Genomic DNA, 20,650 nt, shown 5'->3' on the forward strand with positions numbered 1-20,650 from the left:
GGTGATATGGCAGTTCTCGATCTCACTACACTGAACGCATTACCGAAAGTGGAGCGCGTAATGGCGCTCGCTGAAATCAACAATACGCTGGATAAGCTCTCCGCTGAAGATCGGGTGATCTGGGGCCTGGAGAACCTGCCGGGTGAGGCGGTACTGACCTCCAGTTTTGGTATTCAGGCGGCGGTCAGCCTGCATCTGGTGGCGCGTCAGAAACCGGATATCCCGGTGATCCTCACCGATACCGGCTATCTGTTCCCGGAAACCTATCAGTTCATTGATCAACTGACGGAAAAACTGGATCTCAACCTCCAGGTGTTTCGCGCGGAGCACAGCCCGGCGTGGCAGGAAGCGCGCTACGGCAAGCTCTGGGAGCAGGGCGTGGAGGGGATTGAGCGCTACAACCAGATTAACAAGGTTGAGCCGATGAACCGCGCGCTGGAAACGCTGAAAGCGCAGACGTGGTTTGCCGGGCTGCGCCGCGACCAGTCAGGCAGCCGGGCGCATCTGCCGGTGCTGGCGATCAAAAAGGGCGTGTTCAAGCTGCTGCCGATCATCGACTGGGACAACCGCCAGGTGTATCAGTATCTGCAACAGCACGGTCTGAGCTACCATCCGCTGTGGGAGCAGGGCTACCTCTCGGTGGGCGACACGCACACCACGCGCAAATGGGAGCCGGGAATGGCAGAAGAAGAGACGCGCTTTTTTGGCCTCAAGCGCGAGTGCGGGCTGCACGAGTAGATTTACGTATTGGCCGACCTTTTGTTCCGGTCGGCCATTAAATCGGCACATATTCCCGCGTTGGTTATCCCAGCAGGCCTTGCAGGATGCCTGCAATAAGCACCGCCAGAATAATGGCGGCAACGATGGCCATGGCGGGCTGAAAGGCAATCGTCGCCAGCCCCAGAAGCCCGGCGGCAGCCGCGACACGATGTTCTTCCTTACGTGCCCAGCCAATGATGCCAAGGATCACCGCACCCGTCCCCATCATTGCGCTAATAACCGACAGTATGCGGTCAATATTCCAGCCGACACTTTTTGCTTTTTCAACCAGCGGCTTACCGTGCAGGGCGTCTAAGGCCGCATGCTTAATTGCCACCGTTTTCGTTACCACAATGCTTTCCAGCGAAGGGCGGGGAGTAAACGGACCGGCCATAAAGTGGGTGATGACCAGCAGCAGGGCCATACTGCCCAGTAAAATGCCTGCCCAACCACAAACATCCTTTTTAAACATATAACTTCCTTGTTGAAATTTACTTATTCGCAAGCGGGATCGTTTCTTTGTCTGTCAGCCGTGCCCTCTGCCATGACTGCCGCAGTCATGATAAACCTCAGATCCCGGTCAGTGCGGCAAACTTATTGGCGGAGCGGGTGATATTCACCTTGGTCACGTCATAGCTGGCGACCTGCTGGAAAGGATCTTCCGCGAGGATCACATCCAGCTGTTTCCGGTCCATCTCTTTCACCATGATCATCCCCCCGGTGCGCGGATCTTTCCGCCCGGCGCTGATAAAAGCCCCGGCGGTAAAGTACCGGTTGAGCCACGCCACGTGTGGCTCCAGCAGGGCTTCAACTTCTTCCATCGGGCGGGTATAGGTGAGAAAAACGATATACATGTCAGACTCCAGAGATTAAGGATTAGCCAGTTCACGGATCAAAGGTAGCAAAACCGCGACCGAATCATGTGCGCGGCGGGTAATGCGCCCCGGCAACCAGTGGTCAATGTAATCAAGATTATCACGCTGCGCCTGATGACGCAGTTCTGGCGGGAAGTGCAGGGCGACAGTGCGCGGCAGCTTTCCTGACGCGGCATCGCCCGAGCTGACCAACAGCAGTGGAATTCCCGCGCGGTCAAACGGCCCCTCCTTCTGCGCGGCCTGTGATTTCGCACTGATACCCAGATGGCGGGCCAGCGTTATGGCACGGTCACGCGTCTGGCGGACCACGGCCTCCGGCGTTTTACTGCCGCTCATAAAGGTCAGATGGCTGCCCATAATCAGACTGTCCAGGTCAATCACCAGCAGCGTATTGTGTTTCTCCTCAGGGGACATGCGCGACAGATACTCTTCGCTGCCCTGCTGACCCAGCTCTTCTCCGCTCAGCGCCACAAAGCGCAGGCTGTAATGCAGCTTCTGCTGACTCAGGCGCTGCGCCAGTTCCAGCATCACGCCCAGGCCAGAGGCGTTATCGTTTACTCCCTGATTGGTCAGACCGCCAAGGTTCTTCTGCGTCTCAGTATCATTTTGCGGCGTCCAGCTGTCGCTGTGGGCGATAATCACAATCTGCTGTGCGACCTTGCCTTCCCGCGCGGCGATCACGGAGGTGGTATTAAGGTTTCGCCACGTCTGTTCGCCGCCCTGATGCTGATAGGCATAGCGGGTGGTGAAGCGACGCGGGTTACTCTGATAGCCCAGCTCGCTGAACTGCTGCTGCAGATAGTCGGCCGTCAGCATTTCAGCCGGGCTGCCCGCCATCCGGCCGGGATAATAGGTGGCGATATGCCGCATCTGATGCTCTGCGATGCTGCCGGTTTTCTGACTGGCGGCATGAGCCTGCAAACTAAGGCTGCAACCGAGCAGCGCCGACAGCGCGCCCAGGCGCAGAAGAGTTAACATTTATGGGTCCTTAATCGTCATCCTGTGACGAATTATGCGAAAATAATTGCGCACATAGTATGAAATTGCAGAGACGGTTAGACAATTTCAATCTCTCTGAAAGGCGCGAAATATCATTCGTTAAGCACATTTTGTTCGCAGCTTTACCGTGGCGTTATTCCATTCGGTAACTACTCATTCCAATTAGTAATTTCATAAGCTCCAGGGCCGGGACGTATAGTCCCCTTTATAATAGTGATACAGACAGGGTTCACGTGGATTATCTCCCTCTTTTTGCTGACATCAGACACAAGCCGGTGCTGGTGGTTGGCGGTGGCGATGTGGCTGCACGCAAAATCGAACTGTTACGCCGTGCCGGTGCCCGCGTACAGGTCGTGTCACATCACCTTTGCGAAGAACTGGCGGCGCTGCACGACAGCGGCAGCATTGAATGGCTGGCTAAAGACTATCAGCCAGCACAGCTCGACACGGTATTCCTGGTGATTGCCGCCACGGATGACGGCGAGCTCAATGGCCAGGTCTATCTCGATGCCACGGCTCGCCACCTGCTGGCCAACGTGGTCGATGACCAGCCGAAATGCTCCTTTATCTTTCCTTCTATTGTTGACCGTTCTCCGCTGGTGGTGGCGATCTCCTCCAGCGGCACGGCCCCGGTTCTGGCGCGCCTGCTGCGCGAAAAACTGGAATCGCTGCTGCCGGCCAATCTCGGCCAGATGGCGCAGATTGCCGGGCAGTGGCGCGGAAAGGTCAAAGAGCGCTTTAACAAGATGTCTGACCGCCGTCGCTTCTGGGAAAAAGCCTTTAACGGGTTATTCGCCAGCCAGGTGGCCTCCGGCAATATTGAAGGGGCGAAACGCACCCTTGACCAGCAGTTGACGGATACGCAGTCCGCCCAGGGGGAAATTATCCTCGTTGGCGCCGGGCCCGGAGACAGCGGCCTGCTGACGCTGCGGGGGTTGCAGGTGATGCAGCTGGCCGATGTGGTGCTGTATGACCATCTGGTCAGCGATGAAATTCTTGACCTGGTGCGCCGCGATGCAGACCGCATCTGCGTGGGCAAACGCGCCAACGCCCACAGCGTGCCACAGGAAGAGACTAACCGGATGCTGGTTGAGCTGGCCAAAAAGGGCAAACGCGTGGTGCGTCTGAAGGGCGGCGATCCGTTTATTTTTGGCCGTGGCGGGGAAGAACTTCAGGCTGCCGTCGCGGCGGGCATTCCATTCCAGGTGGTGCCGGGCGTGACGGCAGCGTCCGGCGCCACGGCCTACGCCGGTATTCCGCTCACTCACCGCGACCACGCCCAGAGCGTGCTGTTTGTGACCGGACACTGCCGCGCCGACGGTCAGGGTACGGACTGGCCGTCGCTGGCGCGTTCACGCCAGACGCTGGCTATCTATATGGGGACCATGGCGGCAGGTGACATCGCCAGCCAGCTCATCGCGCACGGGCGCGATGCGGCCACCCCGGCGGCGGTGATTAGCCGTGGCACCCGCCAGGATCAGCAGGTGCTGACCGGCACGCTGGAACAACTTGAAGAACTGGCACGAAACGCCCCAACTCCGGCGCTAATAGTGATTGGCGAAGTGGTCAATCTGCATCATGAGTTGGCATGGTTCCAACATTCAGCGCAGCAGGACGGACGCGAGTCCCCTGTTGTGAATTTGGCTTGAGGAAAAGATATGGATCAGAAACGACTCACTCATCTGCGTCAACTGGAGGCGGAAAGCATCCATATTATCCGCGAAGTGGCGGCAGAGTTCGGTAACCCGGTGATGATGTACTCCATCGGTAAAGACTCATCGGTCATGCTGCATCTGGCGCGGAAAGCCTTCTATCCCGGAACCCTGCCGTTTCCGCTGCTGCATGTTGATACCGGCTGGAAATTCCGCGAAATGTACGAATTCCGCGATCGTATGGTGAAAAATATCGGTGCTGAACTGCTGGTTCACCGTAACCCGGAAGGGGTGGCGATGGGCATCAACCCGTTCGTTCACGGTAGCGCCAAACATACCGATATCATGAAAACCGAAGGGCTGAAGCAGGCGCTGAACAAATACGGTTTTGATGCCGCTTTCGGAGGCGCACGGCGCGATGAAGAAAAATCGCGCGCCAAAGAGCGTATCTACTCTTTCCGTGACCGCTTCCATCGCTGGGACCCGAAAAACCAGCGTCCGGAGCTGTGGCACAACTACAACGGACAGATTAATAAAGGCGAAAGCATTCGCGTGTTCCCGCTCTCCAACTGGACCGAGCTGGATATCTGGCAGTATATCTTCCTGGAAAATATCGAGATTGTTCCACTTTACCTGGCGGCCATGCGTCCGGTACTGGAGCGCGACGGCATGTTGATGATGATCGACGATGACCGTATCGATCTGCAACCGGGAGAAGTTGTCGAAGAGCGCATGGTGCGCTTCCGTACCCTGGGCTGCTGGCCGCTGACCGGTGCCGTCGAATCCGAAGCACAAACGCTGCCAGGGATCATCGAAGAGATGCTGGTCTCCACGACCAGTGAGCGTCAGGGGCGGATGATTGACCGCGATCAGGCCGGCTCAATGGAGCTGAAAAAACGCCAGGGTTATTTCTGAGGAACCGTCATGAATACAGTAATTGCACAACAGATTGCCGACCAGGGCGGCGTGGAAGCCTGGCTGCACACGCAGCAGCACAAAAGCCTGCTGCGTTTCCTGACCTGTGGCAGCGTCGATGACGGCAAAAGTACGCTGATTGGCCGCCTGCTGCACGACACGCGCCAGATTTACGAAGACCAGCTCTCAACGCTGCATAACGACAGCAAACGTCACGGCACCCAGGGGGAGAAACTGGACCTGGCGCTGCTGGTGGATGGTTTACAGGCCGAGCGCGAGCAGGGCATCACCATCGATGTGGCGTACCGTTACTTCTCCACGGAGAAGCGCAAATTTATCATTGCTGATACCCCCGGCCACGAGCAGTACACGCGCAATATGGCCACCGGCGCGTCTACCTGTGACCTGGCGATCCTGTTGATCGATGCGCGTAAAGGCGTGCTCGATCAGACCCGTCGCCACAGCTTTATCTCGACGCTGCTGGGCATCAAACATCTGATCGTGGCGATCAACAAGATGGATCTGGTCAACTACAGTCAGGAGACGTTCGAGCAGATCAAACAGGACTATCTCGATTTCGCCGGGCAGCTGCCGGGCGATCTGGATATTCGCTTTGTCCCGCTGTCGGCGCTGGAAGGCGAAAACGTTGCCGCACCGAGTGCCGCAATGAACTGGTACAGCGGCCCGACGCTGCTGGACGTGCTGGAAACGGTGGATGTGCAGCGTGTGGTAGAGCAGCAGCCGATGCGCTTCCCGGTGCAGTACGTTAACCGTCCGAACCTGGATTTCCGTGGTTATGCGGGGACGCTGGCATCCGGTATTGTTCAGGTGGGTCAGCGGGTGAAAGTGCTGCCGTCCGGCGTGGAGTCGGCGATTGCCCGCATCGTGACCTTCGACGGTGACCTGCATCAGGCCGCCGCCGGGCAGGCGATTACCCTGGTGCTGAAAGATGAAATAGATATCAGCCGTGGTGACCTGCTGGTGGCGGTGGATGCGCAGCTAACGCCGGTGCAGGCTGCGGCTGTTGACGTGGTGTGGATGGCGGAAAAGCCGCTGGTGCCGGGGCAGAGTTTCGACGTAAAAATCGCCGGAAAGAAAACCAGGGCGCGCGTGGAGCGTATTCAGCATCAGGTCGAGATCAACAACCTGACGCAGCACGACACTGAGGCGCTGCCGCTGAACGGCATCGGGCTGGTCGATCTGATCTTCGATGAGCCAATGGTGCTCGATGCGTATCAGCAGAATCCGGTCACCGGCGGGATGATCTTTATCGATCGCCTGAGCAACGTCACCGTCGGTGCGGGCATGATCCGTCAGCCGCTGGAAGAGGTTCAGCAGAGCGGCGGTGAATTCAGCGCCTTTGAACTGGAGCTGAACGCGCTGGTGCGTCGTCACTTCCCGCACTGGAACGCGCGCGACCTGCTGGGCGGTAAGTAATATGGCGCAGCATGATGAAAACGTGGTGTGGCATGCCCACCCCGTGAGTCGTGAAGAGCGCGAGCAGCAGCATGGTCATCAGGGCGTGGTGCTGTGGTTTACCGGGCTGTCGGGTTCCGGTAAATCTACCGTTGCCGGTGCGCTGGAGCAGGCCCTGCACCGTCTTGGGGTCAGCAGCTATCTGCTGGATGGCGATAACGTGCGTCACGGCCTGTGCCGTGACCTTGGCTTCAGCGACGACGACCGCAAAGAGAATATCCGCCGCGTCGGAGAAGTCGCGAAGCTGATGGTCGATGCCGGACTGGTGGTCCTGACCGCGTTTATCTCTCCCCACCGTGCCGAGCGCGAGATGGTGCGCGACCTGCTGGGGGAAGGGCGCTTCGTTGAAGTCTTCGTCGATACGCCGCTGGCCATCTGTGAAGCGCGCGATCCGAAAGGGCTGTACAAGAAAGCCCGCGCCGGTGAGCTGCGTAACTTCACCGGGATTGATGCCGTGTATGAAGCGCCAGAGGCAGCGGATATTCATCTGGATGGTGAACAATTAGTAACACATTTAACCGCACAGTTATTAGACCTGCTGCGTCAGCGAGATATTATCAAACCCTGAGAGAGAGTCAGCTCACGTGCGTAAGTGGGCGGCGATCGGGCGGGAACATCATAGCGATCCCCGCCTTAGCTTCAACGGGATATTTATGCATAACGTCACCCCCATGCTGGCACGTAAAGACGAACGCGATCGGGAAGAGCCCTCATGGACTCTGCCCGGTGGTGTGATGGGCTTTGTTTCCTGGTGGGTTGCACTGGCGCTTCCTTTCCTGCTGTACGGTTCAAACACCCTGTTCTTTCTCCTCTATACCTGGCCTTTCTTCCTTGCGCTGTTACCGGTGTCGGTTCTGGTCGGTATTATCGCGACGATGCTGCTGCGCGATCGTTTCGTCTGGGCAGGGCTGCTCACGATAGTGATGGTGGTCGCGCTGTTCTGGCTGCTTTTTACCTTACTGACGGGCTGGTAGTCGGGCCTCGCGATGTGTAAATGCATCGCAACGTTACAAAGTTTTTCGTTTCAGTCAGCGAAAAACCCCCATTTCTGGTGATTTTTAGCGCGTATTCGCACCATATGCTGAGAATGTGGTTCTATTTCACCAGCGGAGTGGAGTCGTACTAAAAGTTATGGGATGATTGAGCCGTTTTTCAGGGGGCTGGGGATGGGAAAACTTACGTTGCTGTTACTTGTACTACTCGGCTGGCTGCAGTATTCGCTCTGGCTGGGCAAGAACGGCATTCATGATTACACACGCGTTAGTGAGGATGTTGCTGTGCAACAGGCCAATAACGCCAAACTTAAAGCGCGAAACGATCAGCTTTTTGCCGAAATCGACGACTTAAACGGCGGTTCGGAAGCGATCGAGGAACGCGCACGCAATGAGCTGGGGATGATTAAACCCGGCGAGACCTTCTATCGCCTTGTGCCGGATCAAAATAAACGAAACGTGCAGCAGCGAACAGCCAGTCAGTAGCCATAACCATGATTGCCTCACCACTATGATGAATAGCGCCGCGTCCTTCCCGGAGATTATCGCCGTCGTTCCCGCAGCCGGGATCGGCAGCCGCATGCAGTCAGAATGCCCCAAGCAGTACCTCACCATCGGTGGCAAAACGATTCTGGAACACAGCATTGCTGCGCTGCTGGCTCATCCGGCCGTCGGCCGGGTGATTATTGCGCTCAGCCCGCAGGACACGCACTTCCTTCAGCTGCCGCTGGCGCAGGATGCGCGCGTGACCACCGTCACGGGCGGGGGATTGCGGGCTGATTCTGTGCTTGCCGGTTTGCAGGCGGCAGGGGATGCGCAGTGGGCGCTGGTGCATGATGCTGCCCGCCCCTGTCTGCATCTCAGCGATCTGACCCGGCTGCTGGCACTGACCACCACCAGCCAGGTGGGTGGAATTCTGGCGGCTCCGGTGCGTGATACGATGAAACGCGCCATCGGTGGCCGCAGCGATATCGATCATACCGTCGAGCGCGAAGCCCTGTGGCATGCGCTGACACCCCAACTTTTCCCGCTGGCGCTACTGCGTGACTGCCTGCTGCGCGCGCTGCATGACGGCGCGACCATCACCGATGAAGCCTCGGCGCTGGAGTATTGCGGCTACCACCCTGAGCTGGTCAGCGGGCGCAGTGATAACCTTAAAGTGACGCGGCCGGAAGACCTGGCGCTGGCGCAATTTTATCTGACCCAAATACAGAGTTAGGAGAACATTCAATGCGTATCGGTCACGGTTTTGATGTACATGCTTTCGGCGGCGAAGGCCCGCTGATTATTGGCGGCGTGCGTATCCCTTATGAAAAAGGATTGCTGGCTCATTCCGACGGTGATGTGGCGCTGCATGCGCTGACAGATGCGCTGCTGGGCGCGGCGGCCCTGGGTGACATCGGCAAGCTGTTCCCGGATACGGACGAGGCTTATAAAGGGGCGGACAGCCGCGAACTGCTGCGCGAAGCGATGCGTCAGATTGCCAAAAAAGGCTACCGCGTGGGTAACGTCGATGTGACGATTATTGCCCAGGCACCGAAAATGCTGCCACATGCGCCGCAGATGCGTATCAACATTGCGGAAGACCTCGGTATCCACATGGATGAGGTCAACGTGAAAGCGACCACCACCGAAAAGCTGGGGTTTACCGGGCGCGGTGAAGGCATCGCCTGCGAAGCCGTTGCACTGCTGATGAAGGCATAACCGATGGACTTAACCCAACAGGGCTGGCTGCACGGTCGGCCCGTCGCCAGCGGTGTGCTGAAAGCCAGCGCAGAAGATTTCGTGGTGATTGAAGACCTCGGCTACGCCCCGGATGGTGACGGCGAGCAGCTGCTGGTGCGCATCCGTAAAAATGGCTGCAACACCCGCTTTGTCGCTGACGCGCTGGCGAAATTTGTCGGCATTCACCCGCGTGACGTCAGTTTTGCCGGGATGAAAGATCGCCATGCGGTCACCGAGCAGTGGTTCTGCCTGCGCGTGCCGGGCAAAATCACCCCGGACCTCACGGCGTTTGAGCTGGCAGGCGTTGAGGTGCTGGAAAGCGCCCGCCACCGCCGCAAGCTGCGCACCGGTGCGCTGCAGGGCAACGCGTTTACTCTGGTGCTGCGCCAGATCTCTGACCGTGAGGCGGTCGAAGAGCGTCTGCAACTCATTGCCCGTGACGGAGTGCCTAACTATTTCGGCAGCCAGCGTTTCGGCCATGAAGGTAACAACCTCACCATGGCGCAGCGCTGGGCAGCGGATGAAATCCGCGTGCGCGAGCGTAATAAGCGCAGCTTTATTCTTTCTGCCGCCCGCAGCGCGATGTTCAATCAGGTGGTCAGCGACCGTCTGGCGCAGCAGGGGTCACTGTGTCAGGTGCTGCCGGGCGATGCGCTTCAGCTTACCGGGCGCGGCAGCTGGTTTGTGGCTGACGCGGCGGAACTCGACACGCTGCAACAGCGCGTTGAAGCCAGCGAGCTGCGTATTACCGCACCTCTGCCGGGCAGCGGTGAATGGGGGACGCGCGATGAGGCGTTGGCCTTTGAGCAGAACAGCCTGACGGGTGAGGAAGCGCTGATTGCGCTGATGGACCGTGAACGCGTGGACGCCGCGCGCCGCGCAATGCTGGTCATTCCCCGCGATCTGCACTGGAACTGGTCAGACGATGCCACGCTGGAAATGAATTTCTGGCTACCGGCCGGCAGTTTTGCCACCAGCGTGGTGCGTGAACTGCTGCTGACCCAGGCAAGCGCCGCTGAGGTTGACGAGTAAACTCTCCCATTGCAGAGCCTGCCAGGCCAGCAGGCTCTGCTGATTTATCCCCTTATGTCAGTCAGTTCACTCTGTATTTCCCCGCTTACCTCCTCTTCAATTCCCGATAATTTGCGGTGTGCCGCACTTTGGTTACAATGCGCAATAATTTTACGGTTTTGTTAATGGGAATACGGATGAATCAGCCCCATCAGCCCGTGCCGGAGCGCACCACGGCTTTCGTACCACTAAAGATTATTGCCAGCGGCGTGGCGCTTCCGCCCGCCTGCATCACCTCCGCGATGCTCGATGAGCGCCTGGGGTTTAAACCCGGCTACGTTGAGAAACGTTCCGGCATCAGCCACCGCTTTCATGCCGACCATCAGGCGAGCCAGGCCCAGCTGGGAGCCGACGCCCTCGACGCGGCGCTGCGCGCGCAGGATATTGACCCGACCACGATCGACCTGCTGATATTTGCCTCTGCCATCGCGGTACAGGCGCTGCCGTGCAGTGCGATACAGGTGCTCAAGCTGTCGCGGCTGACGCCGGGTACGGCTGTTTTTGATATCAACAGCAGCTGCGTCAGCTTTATTTCGGCACTCCAGGTGGCGGGTGGCCTGGTGAACTGCGGTGCCTATCGCCGTATCGCCATTGTCTCCGCCGAGCTGGCTTCGCGCGGGATTGACTGGGAACACGAAGAGTCGTCGCTGATCTTCGGGGACGGCGCGGCCTGCGCCATCGTAGAGCGCGGCGACGGACACAGCGGCATTCTTTCCTGCCTGATGGAAAGCTGGCCAGACGGCAGTGAACTCTGTGAGATCCGCGCCGGGGGCACCCGCTGTAACCCACGCGCCGGGATGCGCGACAGTGATTTCCTGTTCCATATGCAGGGGAAAAAATTGTTCCGCCAGGCCTCCGGGCTGATTGAGGATTATCTGGCGCGGCTGTTGGGGATGGCCGGACTGAGTCTGGCACAGGTCGCCACCGTCGTGCCGCATCAGGCCAGCCACCTGTCGCTGGAGCATATGCGCAAGCGCCTGAATGTCAGCAGCGAAGCGCTGGTGGATATTTATCGCCATCGCGGCAACCAGGTGGCGGCATCCATTCCCAGCGCTCTGCATGAGGCGCGGGTGACCGATCGTTTCGACAAAGGCCCGGTGATGCTGATTGGCACGGCGGCAGGGCTGACGCTCGGTGGAATGGTGCTGCTGCCGTGAAGGTGCTGGTGACCGGCGCCACCAGCGGACTGGGGCGCAATGCGGTGGAGTGGCTGCTGGCTGCCGGACATCAGGTACACGCTACCGGCCGCGACCGTGCCGTGGGCGAAGAGCTCAGGCAGGCCGGGGCGAGGTTTACGGCTCTTGATCTGGCTGCCGCTACGGTGGATGACTGCGCCACTCTGGTCGGGGACGCCGATACCGTCTGGCACTGCGCCGCCAAATCTTCCCCCTGGGGCCGGCGCGCCGATTTCTGGCAGGCGAACGTCACGGCGACGGAACGGCTGTCGGCGGCCGCCGCGAGGCAGGGAGTAAAGCGCTTCATTCATATTTCCACGCCCGCGATCTATTTCGATTACACCCCCCATCATGAGGTTGATGAAAGTTTCCGCGCCCGGCGCTTTGCCTGCCACTACGCTGCCAGCAAATATGCGGCCGAGCAGGTCGTGCTGCGCCAGGTGGCACAGTCACCCGCGACCACTTTTATCATGCTGCGGCCGCGCGCGCTGTTTGGCGCACACGACAGGGTGATTGTGCCGCGCCTGCTGGCGCAGCTGCAGCGCGATAAGGGCGTACTGCGCCTGCCGGGCGGCGGTCAGGCCAGGCTTGATCTGACGTTTGTGCTGAACGTAGTGCAGGCGATGTGGCTGGCAAGCGAGACGCCAGGCCTGATCTCTGGTGCGGCGTACAACATCACCAACCAGCAGCCGGTCACCCTGGCAGAGGCGCTGCATCAGCTGCTGAACCAGCAGCTCGGCCTGGCCTGCCAGATCCGCTCGCTGCCAGCCAGCCTGCTGTACGGAGTGGCGACCCTGATGGAGGGCGCGTCGCTGCTGACGCGGCGTGAGCCGCTGCTGACCCGCTACAGCGTAGGGGCCGTCAGCGTGGATATGACGCTCTGTCCGCAGCGGGCCATTGCAGAGCTCGGTTACCGGCCGCACTACTCAATGGAAGAGGCGATTACGCTGACCGCCCAGTGGTGGCGTCAGCAGGGAGTGGGTGGCCGTGGCTAGACTGACGACGTTCGAAGCGGGCTACTGTACTCACCGTGGCTGTATGGCGCTGCGCGGTGCCGGCCTGCGCGTATGCCAGTTTCCCGCCCGCGCCTGGCTGCTGGAGGCCAATAATCGCCGCTGGCTGTGGGATACCGGCTATGCCAGCCACTTTATCGACCACACCCGCAGCGGGATATTCCGCCTTTACGCCCGGCTGACCCCGGTTTATTTTTCACCCCAGCAGGCGCTGGTGGCGCAGCTGCGTCAGGCGGGCTATCAGCCCGGCGATATTCAGGGGCTGATTATCTCCCATTTTCACGGTGACCATATTGCCGGACTGCACGACTTCCCCGGTGTGCCGATGATCGGATCTGGCGAAGGCTGGCAGAAAACCCGTGCGCTGCGCGGGTTCCGCGCGTTAAAAAATGCGTTTGTCCCCGGTCTGATCCCCTCTGACTTTGAGTCCCGTTTGCGTTTTGTTGAGGGCTTTGAGCGGGTTGCGCTTCCCGCCGAGCTGCGGCCCTTTGAGCACGGCTGGTGCCTGCCGGAGAGCAACGGTGAAATTCTGCTGGTCGCGCTGCCGGGCCATGCGGCCGGGCATCTTGGCGCCTTTATTCAGCAGGATGACGGCTGGACGCTGCTGGCCAGCGATGCGGCCTGGTGCCCGGACAACTATCAGCAGCTGCGCGGCCCGTCCCGGCTGGCGAACCTGATTATGGATGACAGCGCCGCCTACTACCACACGCTGAACCTGCTGCATCAGCTGTGGCGGGGCGGCCGCGTGCGTATTCTGCTCTGCCATGAGGGGGACTTATGATCCCCGTGCGTATGCTGTGGCACTATTTTCGCGCCCGGCGGCTGACCTTCCGCGACCGTGCGGCGCTGGAGCGCTGGCAGGCGCGGCAGCTCCGACGCTTTGCCCGCCGGGTCATGGCGAACAGCCCGTTTTATGCGCCGTATCAGCATCTGCCGCTGTCGGCCTGGCCGCTGTGCGATAAAACCCGGATGATGGCCGATTTTAACCAGATGAATACGGCCGGGCTGGATGTCGATACGCTGTTGCAATGCGCGCTACGCAGCGAGCAGGAGCGCGATTTCGCGCCAAAGGTCGGGCGTTTCAGCGTCGGATTATCCTCCGGTACCTCCGGGCAGCGCGGGGTGTTTGTCGTCAGTCCTCAGGAGCAGCGCATCTGGGCCGGGGGCATGCTGGCGAAAATGTTGCCTGACGGCCTGCTGTCCGGGGAGCGGGTGGCGCTGTTTCTGCGTGCCGATAATCACCTGTATCACAGCGTGGATACGCGCTGGCTGAGCCTGGCCTTCTTCGATCTGTTCGTGCCGTTCAGTGAACATCTGCAAACGCTGCCGCAGTTTGCGCCGACGATTATTGTTGCCCCGGCGCAGGTACTGCGCGCCCTGGCGCTGGCGGTACAAAACGGACAGCTGTCGCTCAGGGTCAGCCGGGTGATTTCAGTCGCGGAAGTGCTGGAACCGCAGGATCGCCAGCTGTTAACCGAGGTGTTCGGCGATGTGGCAGAAGTGTATCAGGCTACCGAAGGTTTTCTCGCGGCGACCTGTTCCCACGGGCGTCTGCACCTGAACGAAGAGTTTGTGCATATTGAACCTGAGTGGCTGGACGATCGCCGCTTTACACCGATTATTACCGACTTTACCCGCCGCACGCAGCCGGTGATCCGCTACCGGCTGGATGATGTGCTGGTGGCGGCTACCGGGCCCTGCCCCTGCGGAAAGCCAACGCGGGTGCTGGATGCCATTGAAGGGCGGCGCGATGACCAGCTGCAGCTGCGCAATCTCAGGGGCGAAGTGCAGAGCGTGTTTGCCGATGTCTGTAGCCGGGCGATCGCCCGTGCGCTGCCGCTTACCAGTGATTACCGTCTGATACAGACGGAGAGGGACGATCTGCAACTGATCAGCGATGCCAGCGGGGAACAGCTGATCGCCTGTCAGCAGGCCCTGATCGCTCTGTTTACCCGGCAGGGGATCGCCACCGACAGGCTGCGCTGGCAGCTGACGGTGCAGGCGCTGATGCCGCAGTTTGACCGCAAGCGGCGGCGTATTATCCGTCTGAAAGGGGAAGGGCAGTGAACCTGTTACGTCGTCTGGTTGCGATGCTGATCGGCTGGGGCAGCGTTGGCGTGATCTATACGTTCAGCGACCGCTGGCAGGGACCGGGAACGGTGATGCAGCCGGGTGTGATTGACCGGATGATCCCGTTTACGGCTGATGCCATCTGGCTGTATCTCTCCTTCTTCCTGCTGATCCCGGCTGGTTATCTGTTCTGCCGCCCGCAGAAGCTGCGCTGGCTGAGTGCCTCGATGATCCTGACCGCGCTGGTGTGTGGGGCCGTGTATCTGCTGTGGCCGACCACGCTGGTCTATCCGCAGGACAGCGGACAGGGGCTGAGCTCACAGATGCTGGCCCGGCTGGTGGCCGCCGATTCTGAGCAAAACTGTTTACCTTCCCTGCATATCGCGCTGTCGCTGCTGGCAGTCTGGGCGCTGGTTCAGCGTAAACAGCCGTGGCGCAGCGGGCTGCTGATCGCCTGGGGAATACTGATTGCGCTGTCGATTTTGCAGCTGCGTCGTCATCTGTTTATTGACCTGGTGAGTGGTGCCCTGGTGGCGCTGGTCTGCGGCTGGATCTGCCAGCGCGTAGCGTGGAAATTTTCTTCAGCACAGAGAGAACGGCAATGAGCGATCTGGTCTTACCGATTGTCGCGATGGTTTTGCTGGTGATGGCGGAAGCGCTGGTCCTCAGCCGCCAGGGCAGGCAGCAGGTCAACTGGCACGATGTGGTGTTTAACCTTAACTCCGGTCATATCATGCTGTGGCTGTTCCGCGGGCTGGAAGTGACCTGCTATGGCTATGTGGCGCTGCACTTCAGCCAGCACTGGATCGACGGCCTGCCGTCCTGGGGCATGTGGCTGTTTGCACTCCTGGCCTGGGATTTTGCTTTCTACTGGCTGCACCGGCTGCACCACCGTTTCAGCCTGCTGTGGGCGGTGCATGTGGTGCATCATCAGGGTGAACATTTTAACCTGTCGCTTGGCGTACGCAATTCCTGGTACTCCTCGCTGACCTCGATTCCCTTTTTCCTGCTGCTGGCGATCGCTGGTGTGCCGTTGTCGGTGTTTATCACCGTGTCGATTTTCCACTACAGCATGCAGCTGTTTAACCACAATGCTCTGATGCCGAAGCTGGGCTGGCTGGAGTACATTCTGGTGACGCCCAACCATCACCGGGTACACCACGTCTGTGACCGTGCGTATTCCGATAAGAATTTTGGCGGCAGCTTTATTTTCTGGGACAAGCTGTTCGGCACCTTTGCCCGTCTGCCGGAAACGGAATATCGCTTTGGCACCGGCGGGGAGCGTGCTTCTCGTAACCCGTTCTGGGCCAGTAACCGGCCGTTTTTCCGCCTGTTTAAACTGCCTTTTTTCCCCTCGCAGCGTGTGGCGTCCTTTCACTGCCGTGCCGGGGCCCTGACCAGCGGTATGCTGCTGCTGTTTGTGCTGGTGGCCAGCTATGTGTGGATCTACGGCTACGGCTATCAAAACGTCAGCCTCGAGCAGGCAGGGCTGTTTGTGCTGCTGGCGCTGGGGGCCGTGGCGCTCGGTGGCCTGTCAGAGGGACGCCGCTGGAGTCCGCTGCTGTGGCTGGCGGTCGGGTTGGCCTTACCGGCCTGGTTTACCCTGTGCCGCGATACCGTCGAAGTTTGGCTGGCCGCCGCGTCCCTGGTGGCGCTACACAGCGTGGCGCTGGCCGCGGGCTGGGGGCGACAGGCCGTGACATCAGAGGGTGAACATGGCTAAATCACTGCCGCCGCTGCGTTACCCGCCTGATGGCGAACAGGCTTTTCACCAGGCACTGATGCGTGAAGCGCATCGCTACCTTTCGTCACGCCAGGATCACCGTTTCGCCGCTGCGCACGAATGGATTCAGGCCGGGCTGCTGCTGCTGCTCTGCGCCGGGTGTTACGCATTCAGCCTGTTACAGACCAGCGCGGGCGGTTTTATCCTCTGCTACCTGTTGTTTATGCTGATGGCGATGTTGCTGAATATTCTGGTTAATCACGACGCCAGCCACGGCGTGTTCAGCCGTTCCCCAGGTATCAACCGCCTTATCAGCCGCGTAGTAACGCTGCCGCTGGGGCTGGACCCGGACTACTGGCGCGTGCGCCACGTTTACTTTCATCATGTTTACGCCAACGTTGAGCATTACGATCTTGATACGGAAGAGAACGGTTTCTTTCGGCAGACGCCCTATCAGCGCTGGCGACCGTGGATGCGCTGGCAGCATCTTTACTGGCCGCTCATTGCTGCGCTGTCGCTGCCGTATCTGGCCTGGGTTTTTGACTGGGCGGACCGCTGCGGTAAAACGCCGCTGGCCGAACGGCGACTGATGCCGGGCGTTCGCGGCTGGCTGCTGTTCACCCTGAGTAAGGTACTGCACCTGTTGCTGGTGCTGGGCGTGCCGCTGTGGGCCGCAGAACAGCACGGGATTAGCCTGTCGGTGGTGCTGGCCGCGTGGCTCATCAGCCAGATGGCGGCCTCTCTGCTGGTGGTGTTTCTGCTGCTGGGGACTCACTGGGCCGATGCGGAGTTTTACCCGCCAGGGCTGAAGGGACAGCTGCCACAGGGCTGGTATCGCCACAATTTTGCCACCGCCTGTGACTGGCTGCCTTCACCCGCCTGGCTGGGATATTTTACCGGTGGGCTGAACCTGCACCTGACGCACCATCTGTTTCCCGGCTGGCATCACCGGCACTATCCCGCGCTGGCGGCAATAGTGGCCCGGCTGGCTTCAGAACACGGGATGAATTATCGCTGCATTAACTACCGTGAACTGTTCCGGCAGCAGCAGACGTTTCTGCGCCGTATGGGCCAGCCAGGAGGGACAACATGAACCTGCCGCCGCTGCGCTTTGCCCGTGAAAATCTGCAGTTTCACCGTGAACTGACGCGCACCACTCAGGCCTGGCTGGACCGGAACGGCGATCACCGCTTTGCTGACGCGGCAATGATCGCGAAAGCCATACTGCTGGCGCTGCTGGCGGGCGCGTGCTGCTGGCTGGGGCTGCAACAGACTCACTGGCTGGCCTGGGCTGCCTGCCAGGCCGGATTCAGTTTCTTTGCCATGCTGCTGGCGATCAACGTGGTACACGATGCATCGCACCAGGCCTTTTTCAAATCCCGCGGGGCTAACCGCTGGCTAAGCGCGCTGGCGACGATCCCGCTGGGGCTGGATCCCGAGTGCTGGCGAGTGCGCCACGTGCTGATGCACCACTCGGGAAACAATGTCATCGGCTATGACCCGGATATGGAAGAGAACGGTATTCTGCGTCAGTCGCGGTTTCAGCGTCTGCGACCGTTAATGCGTTATCAGCGCTACTACTGGCCGCTGGTGGCTGCGCTGACCTTTCCGTATTACATCTGGCTGTTTGACTGGCTGGATCGCGCCGGACAGACGCGCGTCGGGGCCAAAATGCGCCTGCAGGGCATCAGGGGTTGGGCCGCGTTTCTGCTGGTAAAGCTGGGCCACGGTTTACTGGCGCTGGGGCTGCCGCTGTGGCTGATGTCTCCTTTATTCGGCGTCGGGACGGTGATTGGCGTGTATCTGCTTTGTCAGATGATGGCCTCCCTGATTTTTGTCATGCTGATTATTGGTACGCACTGGGCAAAAGGAAACAGTTACCAGCCGACGGAGCAGGGAAAGCTGCCGCACAGCCGTTACAGCCACCTGTTTGCCACCACCTGTGACTGGCTGACGCGGCCACGCTGGCTGGGTTACTGGCTGGGGGGGATTAATCTGCATCTGACGCATCACCTTTTTCCGCACTGGAGCCATCGCCACTATCCGGTGCTGGCGGTGATGATTGCCCAGGTTGCGGCGCGCTATGGTTATGATTATCAGTGTCTGAATCTGACGCAGCTACTCAGCTCACAGCAGCAGTTTTTGCAGCAGCTGGGGGAAGAGGATGCAGAACATTAAGTTACTTATGCTGCGCTGCCATACTTGCACACTGAGATTAATCGCGCTTTTACACCTGCTCCGATAGATCTTTTTATTACCCGTGCGGGAAAATTCCTACAAATCTGTCAGCCCTGCACCGACAGAATGAAAAATTAAACAAAAGCATAATGAGCCTCTCAATTTATTTATTTTAAGGTTCAGTTAATGTTGCGTTTACCTTTTTATTTTCGCCCGCGCTACAAATTTAGTTATTTTCTGTTAACCACTGCGCTGGCAGTTCATTCACAGCAGATTTCCGCTGTGAGTTTTGCTGCTGATGGATATAATTTAGAATTTAATGGTGATTCTACTTTATTTAAAGTTCAATCTCTTAGTGCTGCAAATAACGGGGTTTTGACAGTTAGAAACATTGAAAGCTCCGCTCCTTTGGCTATTTTCTCAAATGGTGGTGGTTCTGTTTTATTAGAGGATAGCAATTTCTCTGGTAATATAATTGACCTGATTCATACGAATCGCAAAACTTTTTTCGTCTCAAAAAATGGTGGCAGGATAGATATAAGAAATTCAAAAATCCTGATTAAGGATGATCTTGCATATGCTTTATTTGATAATGATGATCAGGTATTAAATAGTAGTGATTCTCATTTTAATATAGTTCGTTCCTCAATCATTACCGAAGGTAAAAATTCGGTCATCCTATCTATTATTAATAATGCGACTCTGACAGAGAGTCTGTTGGAGGCGCGTGGGAAAAAATCCCCCATCATCCTTTTCAGAGGAAATGGGTCAACGCTGAAAGCAGACAACAGCACTATGATTGGCGATGTAAAATCACATATTGCTTACTGCTTAAGTTGTGGCGATCTCCAGTTAAAAAATCAATCATCGTTAACAGGGCTTATCAATGATATTGAACGACTGAGTCTTGACGACAGTCGCTGGGAGTTAACAAAAAATTCAGAATTTAATCATCTTAACCTTAAAGATGGCCGCGTCATTTTCACGCCAGATGGCTCTTTTAAAAACCTCAGCGTGGACTCACTGAGCGGTGAGGGCATCTTTCAGATGAACACCAACCTGTCGGCGGGCAAGAGTGACCTACTGATTGTACGCGGCGAAAATGCGGCCTCCGGCAGGCACCAGCTGGCGATCAGCGACAGCGGTAACGAGCCCGACAAGGCCACAGAATTCCAGCGCCTGGTCTTTACCCACGGCGGTGACGCTGAATTTACTCTGGCGGGCGGACACGTTGACCTCGGCGCGTACCGCTATACGCTGCAAAAGCAGGGCAATAACTGGCAGCTGACCAGGGGAGGCAATAATGCGGTGGTCTCCACAGATGCCGGTGCAAAAAAGCCGTTGCCAGAGGGCGGGTTGAGCTTACCCGCAGCGAGTTCATCAAACTCACCGGACACGGGATCGGGGATGCCGGCCGCTTCATCAGGGAGCTCTGTCGCTGAAGCGCCTGCGTCAGCCGGGGCAGCCACAGCGACGGTAGCAGAGTCAGCGGCTCCGGCAGCAGAGCAGTCCGCAGCAGCGTTAACACCAGCAGCGGCAGAGCAGCCGGCAGCAACGTTAGCACCGGCCGTTTCAGAGCCGCCAGCCCCGGTCGCAGCGACAACAGCAACGGTAGCAGAATCAGCGGCGGCGGCAGCAGAACAGCCCGCAGCAGCGTTAGCACCAGCAGCGGCAGAGCAGCCGGCAGCAACGGTAGCACCGGCCGTTTCAGAAGCGCCTGCCCCGGTCGCAGCCGCAGAACAGCCGGCTGCCGCCACAGAAACCATCACACCGGAAAAACCGGCTATGGCAGAGGTGAACCCCGCGCCGGAGCTCTCCTCCGGGGCGAACGCCGCCCTGGCTTCACAGACGGCGCTGTCCGGCGTGGTCCAGTCCGCGGCGGCGCTGCCGGACCAGCGCAACGACGCAGGCCGCGGGGGCGTGTGGGTCAAATCGTCGGCCAGCCGGGTCAGCCATGCGGCGGGTCAGGCGCGGGCGTTTTCGCAGCAGCGTAACGCCACCCTGCTGGGGGTGAGCGGGAGTGCGGC

General features: G+C 58.9%; 22 protein-coding genes. 19 read left to right on the forward strand and 3 right to left on the reverse strand.

Annotated features, from left to right (window positions below):
• Positions 1-6 precede the first annotated feature (6 nt).
• Positions 7-738: a phosphoadenylyl-sulfate reductase gene (locus tag ABEH87_RS17615; protein ID WP_346578193.1), complete on the forward strand. Its 732-nt coding sequence runs from the start codon at positions 7-9 to the stop codon at positions 736-738.
• 64 nt (positions 739-802) lie between these two features.
• On the opposite strand, the gene ABEH87_RS17620 is transcribed toward ABEH87_RS17615, so the two are convergent.
• The 3 genes from ABEH87_RS17620 to ABEH87_RS17630 form a co-directional block, all read right to left on the reverse strand.
• Positions 803-1,231: a hypothetical protein gene (locus ABEH87_RS17620; RefSeq protein ID WP_346578195.1), complete on the reverse strand. Its 429-nt coding sequence runs from the start codon at positions 1,229-1,231 to the stop codon at positions 803-805.
• 97 nt (positions 1,232-1,328) lie between these two features.
• A complete protein-coding gene (locus ABEH87_RS17625) occupies positions 1,329-1,613 on the reverse strand; it encodes a YciI family protein (RefSeq protein ID WP_346578197.1) in 285 nt (94 codons plus the stop codon).
• 15 nt (positions 1,614-1,628) lie between these two features.
• Positions 1,629-2,612 (reverse strand): aminopeptidase, encoded by a 984-nt coding sequence (locus ABEH87_RS17630; protein ID WP_346578198.1) that lies wholly within the window; start codon positions 2,610-2,612, stop codon positions 1,629-1,631.
• Between the two features lie 254 nt (positions 2,613-2,866).
• On the opposite strand from ABEH87_RS17630, the gene cysG reads away from it, so the two are divergent.
• From cysG to ABEH87_RS17720, 18 genes are all read left to right on the forward strand, one after another.
• Positions 2,867-4,282 carry a siroheme synthase CysG gene (gene cysG, locus ABEH87_RS17635; RefSeq protein WP_346578200.1) on the forward strand — a complete coding sequence of 472 codons (1,416 nt, stop codon included), beginning with the start codon at positions 2,867-2,869 and terminating at the stop codon, positions 4,280-4,282.
• 9 nt (positions 4,283-4,291) lie between these two features.
• Positions 4,292-5,200: a sulfate adenylyltransferase subunit CysD gene (cysD, locus tag ABEH87_RS17640; RefSeq protein ID WP_346578202.1), complete on the forward strand. Its 909-nt coding sequence runs from the start codon at positions 4,292-4,294 to the stop codon at positions 5,198-5,200.
• Between the two features lie 9 nt (positions 5,201-5,209).
• A complete protein-coding gene (gene cysN / locus ABEH87_RS17645) occupies positions 5,210-6,637 on the forward strand; it encodes a sulfate adenylyltransferase subunit CysN (RefSeq protein WP_346578204.1) in 1,428 nt (475 codons plus the stop codon).
• Between the two features lies 1 nt (position 6,638).
• Positions 6,639-7,244 (forward strand): adenylyl-sulfate kinase, encoded by a 606-nt coding sequence (gene cysC / locus ABEH87_RS17650; protein WP_346578206.1) that lies wholly within the window; start codon positions 6,639-6,641, stop codon positions 7,242-7,244.
• Positions 7,245-7,329: 85 nt separating this feature from the next.
• Positions 7,330-7,650 (forward strand): DUF3561 family protein, encoded by a 321-nt coding sequence (locus tag ABEH87_RS17655; RefSeq protein WP_346578208.1) that lies wholly within the window; start codon positions 7,330-7,332, stop codon positions 7,648-7,650.
• Between the two features lie 192 nt (positions 7,651-7,842).
• Complete coding sequence (ftsB, locus tag ABEH87_RS17660; RefSeq protein WP_346578210.1) at positions 7,843-8,154, forward strand: cell division protein FtsB; 312 nt, start codon at positions 7,843-7,845, stop codon at positions 8,152-8,154.
• Positions 8,155-8,179: 25 nt separating this feature from the next.
• On the forward strand, positions 8,180-8,887 hold the full coding sequence (gene ispD / locus ABEH87_RS17665) for a 2-C-methyl-D-erythritol 4-phosphate cytidylyltransferase (protein ID WP_346578212.1): 708 nt from the start codon (positions 8,180-8,182) through the stop codon (positions 8,885-8,887).
• A gap of 11 nt (positions 8,888-8,898) precedes the next feature.
• Positions 8,899-9,372, forward strand: coding sequence for a 2-C-methyl-D-erythritol 2,4-cyclodiphosphate synthase (gene ispF / locus ABEH87_RS17670; RefSeq protein ID WP_346578214.1), 474 nt, complete (start codon positions 8,899-8,901; stop codon positions 9,370-9,372).
• Between the two features lie 3 nt (positions 9,373-9,375).
• Positions 9,376-10,425 carry a tRNA pseudouridine(13) synthase TruD gene (gene truD, locus ABEH87_RS17675; protein WP_346578216.1) on the forward strand — a complete coding sequence of 350 codons (1,050 nt, stop codon included), beginning with the start codon at positions 9,376-9,378 and terminating at the stop codon, positions 10,423-10,425.
• Positions 10,426-10,601: 176 nt separating this feature from the next.
• On the forward strand, positions 10,602-11,621 hold the full coding sequence (locus tag ABEH87_RS17680; RefSeq protein ID WP_346578218.1) for a 3-oxoacyl-[acyl-carrier-protein] synthase III C-terminal domain-containing protein: 1,020 nt from the start codon (positions 10,602-10,604) through the stop codon (positions 11,619-11,621).
• Positions 11,618-12,634: an NAD(P)-dependent oxidoreductase gene (locus ABEH87_RS17685; protein ID WP_346578220.1), complete on the forward strand. Its 1,017-nt coding sequence runs from the start codon at positions 11,618-11,620 to the stop codon at positions 12,632-12,634. The genes ABEH87_RS17680 and ABEH87_RS17685 overlap by 4 nt, the downstream gene beginning before the upstream one ends.
• Positions 12,627-13,433, forward strand: a complete 807-nt coding sequence (locus ABEH87_RS17690; protein WP_346578222.1) for an MBL fold metallo-hydrolase — start codon at positions 12,627-12,629, stop codon at positions 13,431-13,433. Before ABEH87_RS17685 ends, ABEH87_RS17690 begins: the two co-directional genes overlap by 8 nt.
• Entirely contained in the window at positions 13,430-14,719 is a 1,290-nt protein-coding gene (locus ABEH87_RS17695; RefSeq protein WP_346578224.1) for a F390 synthetase-related protein, read from the forward strand. Before ABEH87_RS17690 ends, ABEH87_RS17695 begins: the two co-directional genes overlap by 4 nt.
• 23 nt (positions 14,720-14,742) lie before the next feature.
• On the forward strand, positions 14,743-15,327 hold the full coding sequence (locus tag ABEH87_RS17700) for a phosphatase PAP2 family protein (RefSeq protein ID WP_346578245.1): 585 nt from the start codon (positions 14,743-14,745) through the stop codon (positions 15,325-15,327).
• On the forward strand, positions 15,324-16,445 hold the full coding sequence (locus tag ABEH87_RS17705; protein ID WP_346578226.1) for a sterol desaturase family protein: 1,122 nt from the start codon (positions 15,324-15,326) through the stop codon (positions 16,443-16,445). The genes ABEH87_RS17700 and ABEH87_RS17705 overlap by 4 nt, the downstream gene beginning before the upstream one ends.
• The gene (locus ABEH87_RS17710) at positions 16,438-17,538 is read left to right on the forward strand and encodes an acyl-CoA desaturase (protein ID WP_346578228.1); all 1,101 of its coding nucleotides are present in this window, start codon (positions 16,438-16,440) and stop codon (positions 17,536-17,538) included. Before ABEH87_RS17705 ends, ABEH87_RS17710 begins: the two co-directional genes overlap by 8 nt.
• Positions 17,535-18,623 carry an acyl-CoA desaturase gene (locus tag ABEH87_RS17715; RefSeq protein ID WP_346578230.1) on the forward strand — a complete coding sequence of 363 codons (1,089 nt, stop codon included), beginning with the start codon at positions 17,535-17,537 and terminating at the stop codon, positions 18,621-18,623. Before ABEH87_RS17710 ends, ABEH87_RS17715 begins: the two co-directional genes overlap by 4 nt.
• A gap of 186 nt (positions 18,624-18,809) precedes the next feature.
• Positions 18,810-20,650 (forward strand): pertactin-like passenger domain-containing protein (locus ABEH87_RS17720; RefSeq protein ID WP_346578232.1); only part of this gene is annotated, 1,841 nt, incomplete at its 3' end.

This window comes from Erwinia sp. Eh17-17 (assembly GCF_039675725.1).
Classification (GTDB): Bacteria; Pseudomonadota; Gammaproteobacteria; order Enterobacterales; family Enterobacteriaceae; genus Erwinia.

Excerpts from the sequence above, each read along its gene's own strand:
- ABEH87_RS17615 (WP_346578193.1), top strand. The coding sequence starts at position 7 with ATGGCAGTTCTCGATCTCACTACACTGAACGCATTACCGAAAGTGGAG.
- ABEH87_RS17700 (WP_346578245.1), top strand. The coding sequence starts at position 14,743 with ATGCTGATCGGCTGGGGCAGCGTTGGCGTGATCTATACGTTCAGCGAC.
- ABEH87_RS17655 (WP_346578208.1), top strand. The coding sequence starts at position 7,330 with ATGCATAACGTCACCCCCATGCTGGCACGTAAAGACGAACGCGATCGG.
- ABEH87_RS17625 (WP_346578197.1), bottom strand. The coding sequence starts at position 1,613 with ATGTATATCGTTTTTCTCACCTATACCCGCCCGATGGAAGAAGTTGAA.
- truD (WP_346578216.1), top strand. The coding sequence starts at position 9,376 with ATGGACTTAACCCAACAGGGCTGGCTGCACGGTCGGCCCGTCGCCAGC.
- ABEH87_RS17710 (WP_346578228.1), top strand. The coding sequence starts at position 16,438 with ATGGCTAAATCACTGCCGCCGCTGCGTTACCCGCCTGATGGCGAACAG.
- ABEH87_RS17630 (WP_346578198.1), bottom strand. The coding sequence starts at position 2,612 with ATGTTAACTCTTCTGCGCCTGGGCGCGCTGTCGGCGCTGCTCGGTTGC.
- ispD (WP_346578212.1), top strand. The coding sequence starts at position 8,180 with ATGATGAATAGCGCCGCGTCCTTCCCGGAGATTATCGCCGTCGTTCCC.
- ispF (WP_346578214.1), top strand. The coding sequence starts at position 8,899 with ATGCGTATCGGTCACGGTTTTGATGTACATGCTTTCGGCGGCGAAGGC.
- ABEH87_RS17705 (WP_346578226.1), top strand. The coding sequence starts at position 15,324 with ATGAGCGATCTGGTCTTACCGATTGTCGCGATGGTTTTGCTGGTGATG.
- cysC (WP_346578206.1), top strand. The coding sequence starts at position 6,639 with ATGGCGCAGCATGATGAAAACGTGGTGTGGCATGCCCACCCCGTGAGT.
- cysD (WP_346578202.1), top strand. The coding sequence starts at position 4,292 with ATGGATCAGAAACGACTCACTCATCTGCGTCAACTGGAGGCGGAAAGC.
- ABEH87_RS17695 (WP_346578224.1), top strand. The coding sequence starts at position 13,430 with ATGATCCCCGTGCGTATGCTGTGGCACTATTTTCGCGCCCGGCGGCTG.
- ABEH87_RS17715 (WP_346578230.1), top strand. The coding sequence starts at position 17,535 with ATGAACCTGCCGCCGCTGCGCTTTGCCCGTGAAAATCTGCAGTTTCAC.
- ABEH87_RS17680 (WP_346578218.1), top strand. The coding sequence starts at position 10,602 with ATGAATCAGCCCCATCAGCCCGTGCCGGAGCGCACCACGGCTTTCGTA.
- ftsB (WP_346578210.1), top strand. The coding sequence starts at position 7,843 with ATGGGAAAACTTACGTTGCTGTTACTTGTACTACTCGGCTGGCTGCAG.
- ABEH87_RS17620 (WP_346578195.1), bottom strand. The coding sequence starts at position 1,231 with ATGTTTAAAAAGGATGTTTGTGGTTGGGCAGGCATTTTACTGGGCAGT.
- cysN (WP_346578204.1), top strand. The coding sequence starts at position 5,210 with ATGAATACAGTAATTGCACAACAGATTGCCGACCAGGGCGGCGTGGAA.